The organism is Streptomyces sp. 150FB, assembly GCF_000818195.1.
Lineage (GTDB): Bacteria > Actinomycetota > Actinomycetes > Streptomycetales > Streptomycetaceae > Streptomyces.
The window spans coordinates 392,283-397,216 of the sequence record NZ_JTHL01000001.1 but is presented as its reverse complement, the minus strand read 5'-3'; the positions used below and the strand labels follow the sequence as shown (position 1 = coordinate 397,216).

Sequence of the window (4,934 nt, the reverse complement as noted above, 5' to 3'; positions counted from 1 at the left end):
GCTCCGGCGCCGGGGAGCCCACCGTCGCACCGACGGGCGAGACCCGTGGCGACACCTGCCACCTCGATGTCGCCGACAGCAGCGGCATGATGATCTCGGCGACCCCCAGCGGCGGCTGGCTCCAGTCCTCCCCGACCATCCCCGGGCTCGGGTTCTGCCTCAGCACCCGTGGCCAGATGTTCTGGGTCGAGCAGGGGCTGCCCAACTCGCTGCGGCCGGGCGCCCGTCCGCGTACGACCCTCACACCGTCCATGGCGCTGCGCGACGGCAAGCCCTGGCTGGCCTTCGGCACACCGGGCGGCGACTTCCAGGACCAGTGGTCACTGCACTTCTTCCTCAACGTCGTGCACGGCGGCATGAACCTTCAAGAGGCCATCGACGCACCGGAGTTCCACACCACCCACGTGCCCAACTCGTTCTACCCGCGCGACATCCACCCCGGCCACCTGCTGCTGGAGGACCGCTTCGACCCGGCCGTCGTCGCCGAGCTGCGCGGGCGCGGACACCGCACCGAGACGGGCGAGAGCTGGTCGCTCGGGCATGTCAGCGCCGTCGCGCGCGAGGACGGCTGGCTGAAGGCCGCCGCCAACCCGCGCGGCGCGCAGGGCTACGCGGTGGGGCGGTGAAGCGCGCATGATCGTCGCCGCCTACACACTGCCGGGCATCCATGTCACCGACCACCGGGTCGCCGTCCCACTGGACTGGTCGGACGAACACGGCCCGGCCATAGAGGTGTTCGCGAGGGAACTGGTCGATCCTGGCCGCCGCTCCGACGACCTGCCGTGCCTGGTCTACCTCCAGGGAGGCCCCGGCGGCAAAGCGCCCCGGCCCGTCGGCAGAACAGCCGGCGGCTGGATCGACCAGGCGCTCCAGGACCACCGGGTGATCCTGCTCGACCAGCGCGGCACCGGGCGCAGCAGCCCCGTCGACGGACATGTGATGGAGTCGTTCGCCACCGCGCGGGAAGCGGCCGACTTCCTCTGCCACTTCCGCGCCGACTCCATCGTCGCCGACGCCGAACACCTGCGCGAGACCGTCTTCGGCGGGAGGCCCTGGTCCACACTCGGGCAGAGCTACGGCGGGTTCCTCACCCTGACGTATCTCTCCCGCGCGCCACAGGGGCTGAAAGCCTGTCTCGTCACGGGCGGACTGGCGTCCGTCACACCGGACGCGGCGGAGGTGTACCGGCGTACGTATCCGAGGACCGCCGAGAAGAATCGCATCTTCAGGAGCCGCTACCCGGACGACACCGCCACCGTGGCCCGTGTCGCCGATCTGCTCGACGCCGGGGACGTGACACTGCCGGACGGCGACGCGCTCAGCGTGCGGCGCCTCCAGACACTCGGCCTGGACTTCGGCATGAAGCCCGGATACGAGCGGATGCACTGGCTCTTCGACGAGGCGTTCGCCGACGCCTCGGGCGAGCGGCTCACCGACACCTTCCTCGACGAGGTGCGCGGCCGCACGGCGTTCACCTCCAACCCCCTCTTCGCCGTCATGCAGGAATCCATCTACGCGAGCGGAGCGGGCGGGCCGACGGCATGGGCCGCGGAGCACGAGCGGTCGCTGCGACCGGAGTTCGCGGAGGACGCCAGGCCGCTGCTGTTCACCGGTGAGATGATGTATCCGTGGATGTTCGAGGAGATCAGGTCGCTGCGCCCGTTCAGGGCCGCCGTCGAACTCCTCGCGGCGCGCGAGGAATGGCCGGAGCTGTACGACCCGGAGCGGCTCGCCGCCAACGACGTACCGGTGGCAGCCGCGGTGTACTTCGACGACATGTATGTCGACTCGGGCCTTCAGCTCGACACGGCGGCCGCGGTCGGACGTCTGCGCACCTGGGTGACCAACGAGTACGAGCACGACGGCCTCGCGGAGGACGGTCAGGTCTTCGCGCGGCTGACCGGCACGCTCAAGGAAGCGGGGGAGTGGTAGCGCCGGAACCGGACCGGGCGGCCCCCCGCCGGCCCGCCGACAGGCGGGGGACGTCGCGGGGGATCTCGCGGTGAGTGGTTCGGCGCGACGGTGGGTGCCTGTGCTCACCGCCCTGGTGGCCGCGCTGGTGGGGACCCTGCTGCTGACGTCCCAGATCGACGGACTGCGGCGCGGCCGGGCGGAGTTGGCCTCGCTGCGCGAGCACGGTGTGCGGGTTCCGGCCCACGCCCGGCTCACGGTGCGCTGCTCCGAGGGGCGGGGCCTGAGTTGTGACACCACGGCGGTGTGGCTGGAGTTCGACAGCGCCCCCGGGCGCCCCGTCTCCGTCGCGGAGAAGAAGATCGACGGCTCGCTCTATGTGCCGTCAGGACGGCGTGAGGCCGGCGACCGGGTCGCCACGACCGTCGTCCGCGACCCGGCGGACCTCGATACGGCGCAGCCGGCGGGTGCCCTGAACCAGAGCGTGCTGGACCTTGCCGTCCATCACTGGCTGGCGCTGACCATTGGTCTTGTCCTGCTGGGCGGCGGGATCACCGCCGCCGTCGGCGGGTGGCCGCGCCGCACGGAAGGCCTGTCCTGAGCAACCTCCCCTGAGCGACTGGCCTTCCGGTGGCCGGTGTTCCGGTGAACGCTCTCAGAGGACGAATCCGTTCGGGAACGGATCGGCCGGGTCCAGCAGGTAGTTGGCCGTCCCGGTGATCCACGCCCGCCCGGAGAACTCCGGCACGACGGCGGGCAGGCCCGCCACCTCGCTGGTGGCGACCAGGCGCCCGGTGAAGCGGGTGCCGATGAAGGACTCGTTGACGAACTCCGTGTCCAGCGGCAGTTCCCCGCGCGCGTGGAGCTGAGCCATCCGCGCGCAGGTGCCCGTCCCGCACGGCGAGCGGTCGAACCAACCCGGCTGGATCGCCATCGCGTTACGGGAGTGCCTCGCGTCCGAACCCGGCGCCAGGAACTGCACATGCTTGCAGCCGCGGATCAGCGGATCTGCCGGGTGCCGCGGCGGGTTGAGCTCGTTCACGGCGCGCGAGATCGCCAGTCCGGCCGCGAGGATCTCCTCCTTGCGCGACCGCTCGAAGGGCAGCCCGATCGAGGCCAGGTCGACGATCGCGTAGAAGTTGCCGCCGTACGCCATGTCGTACGTGACCTCACCGAGCCCGGGGACGGACACCTTCGCGTCGAGTTCGAGTGCGAAGGCGTCCACATTGCTCAGCGTGACGTGCTCGGCGACCCCGTCGCGTACGGCCACCCGCGCCTCCACCAGGCCCGCCGGGGTGTCCAGGCGTACGAGGGTCTCCGGCTCGGTCACCGTGACCATGCCTGTCTCGACCAGGACGGTCGCCACCCCGATCGTGCCGTGCCCGCACATCGGGAGGAAACCGCTGACCTCGATGTAGAGCACACCCCAGTCGGCGTCGGGCCGGGTCGGCGGCTGGAGGATCGCGCCGCTCATCGCGGAGTGCCCGCGCGGCTCGTCGACCAGGAACCGGCGCAGCGGGTCCAGGTGCTCGATGGCGTACGCACGGCGTTCCGCCATGGTGGCGCCGGGGATCGGCCCGACGCCGCCGGTGACCACCCGGGTGGGCATGCCCTCGGTGTGCGAGTCGACGGCGCTGATCGTACGGACGCTGCGCATCAGGCGGCCGGTCCCGCCGCGGCGACCCCGGCGTTCACCGCGGCGGCCTCCAGGGAGGCGATGGCCTTCTCCATGTCGGCGGTGACCTGCGCCCGGTGGGCGGGGATCAGCGGGCCGCGCGGCGGGCGGCAGGGGCCGCCGTACCTGCCGACCATCTCCATGCCGAGCTTGATGGCCTGGACGAACTCCGTACGGGAGTCCCAGCGGAACGCGGCGACCAGCGGTCCGTACAGCGCCCGTGCCTCCTCGAGCCGGCCGGTGGTGGCGAGCCGGAACAGCCGGGCGGACTCGGCGGGGAAGACGTTCGGGAAGCCGGCGAACCAGCCCGTCGCGCCCATCAGCATGCTCTCCAGGGCCACATCGTCGGCGCCGCTGATGATGTCGAGGCCGGGGGCGCTCTCCTTGATCTCCAGCACCCGGCGCACGTCGCCGGAGAACTCCTTCACGGCCTGTACGTTGTCGATCCTGGCGATCTCGGCGAGGAGACCGGGGGTCAGGTCGACCTTGGTGTCCAGGGGGTTGTTGTAGACCATGACGGGCAGTCCGACGGCGGCCACTGCCTCGAAGTGCGCCACCACCTCACCGGGGTTGGCGCGGTACATCGTGGGTGGCAGGCACAGCACTCCGTCGGCGCCGTCCTCGGCCGCCGCCTCCGCCCAGCGCACGGCCTGGTGCGACCCCACCCCGTGCACCCCGACGATCACCTTGCCGCGGCCGGCGACGGCCTCGACCGCCGTACGGGCGACGGTGCGGCGCTCGTCGTCGGTGAGGGACGAGTACTCGCCCAGTGAGCCGTTGGGACCCACCCCGTCGCAGCCGTTGTCGACCAGCCAGCGGCAGTGCTCGGCGTAGCGGTCGTAGTCGACGGCCAGTCCGGCGGGCGCCACCGGGTCCTCGCGGTACGGCAGGGCGGTGGCCACCACTACGCCGGTGAGTGTGCCGGTCCGCTGTGTGCTGGGGCTCATGAACTGCTCTCCTCTGCAAGGGAGTTCGAGTCTGCTGGGGCGTTCGTGGGGTCTAAGGGGTGCGCGGGGAGGGTCCGGGACGTTCCGGCTCGGGCGGGCCGGCCAGTTCGCCGAGTGTGATCGGCTCGGTGACCGGCCGGTGGTGCGATCCCGGTTGCGGATCGGGCGGCTGCGTGGTGGATGGGTGCGGGTCGGGCGGCTGCGTGGCCGCGCCGGCCGGTCGCTCGCGCAGCTCGGCGACGGTGGGCCCGCACACCCGGCCCTGGCAGGGGCCGAGACCGGCCCGGGTCGCGAGCTTCGCCACCCGCGCCTCCGTGCCCGCCGGGTCCTCGGCCGCGCGGCGCACCGACGCGTAATCCGTCTCCTCGCAGCGGCAGATGACCGTGTCGGGCCGGGCCTGG

General features: G+C 72.0%; 6 protein-coding genes. 3 read left to right on the top strand and 3 right to left on the bottom strand.

Annotation, left to right across the window (positions count from 1 at the left end):
* The 3 genes from QR77_RS01550 to QR77_RS01540 form a co-directional block, all read left to right on the top strand.
* The coding region (locus QR77_RS01550; protein WP_173476260.1) for a gamma-glutamyltransferase at nucleotides 1-626 on the top strand (626 nt) is incomplete at its 5' end.
* A 7-nt stretch (nucleotides 627-633) separates the two neighbouring features.
* Nucleotides 634-1,932, top strand: coding sequence for an alpha/beta fold hydrolase (locus QR77_RS01545; protein WP_040019309.1), 1,299 nt, complete (start codon nucleotides 634-636; stop codon nucleotides 1,930-1,932).
* 100 nt (nucleotides 1,933-2,032) lie between these two features.
* Entirely contained in the window at nucleotides 2,033-2,512 is a 480-nt protein-coding gene (locus QR77_RS01540; RefSeq protein WP_040019308.1) for a hypothetical protein, read from the top strand.
* Between the two features lie 54 nt (nucleotides 2,513-2,566).
* Here the strand turns inward: QR77_RS01540 and QR77_RS01535 are convergent, their stop codons facing one another.
* From QR77_RS01535 to QR77_RS48070, 3 genes are all read right to left on the bottom strand, one after another.
* On the bottom strand, nucleotides 2,567-3,568 hold the full coding sequence (locus QR77_RS01535; protein ID WP_040019307.1) for a proline racemase family protein: 1,002 nt from the start codon (nucleotides 3,566-3,568) through the stop codon (nucleotides 2,567-2,569).
* The gene (locus QR77_RS01530; RefSeq protein ID WP_040019306.1) at nucleotides 3,568-4,533 is read right to left on the bottom strand and encodes a dihydrodipicolinate synthase family protein; all 966 of its coding nucleotides are present in this window, start codon (nucleotides 4,531-4,533) and stop codon (nucleotides 3,568-3,570) included. The genes QR77_RS01535 and QR77_RS01530 overlap by 1 nt, the downstream gene beginning before the upstream one ends.
* A gap of 52 nt (nucleotides 4,534-4,585) precedes the next feature.
* Nucleotides 4,586-4,934: (2Fe-2S)-binding protein (locus QR77_RS48070; protein ID WP_040019305.1), on the bottom strand; the 349-nt coding region annotated here is incomplete at its 5' end.

Coding starts and splice junctions, on each gene's coding strand:
- QR77_RS01545 (WP_040019309.1), top strand. CDS start 634: ATGATCGTCGCCGCCTACACACTGCCGGGCATCCATGTCACCGACCAC.
- QR77_RS01535 (WP_040019307.1), bottom strand. CDS start 3,568: ATGCGCAGCGTCCGTACGATCAGCGCCGTCGACTCGCACACCGAGGGC.
- QR77_RS01530 (WP_040019306.1), bottom strand. CDS start 4,533: ATGAGCCCCAGCACACAGCGGACCGGCACACTCACCGGCGTAGTGGTG.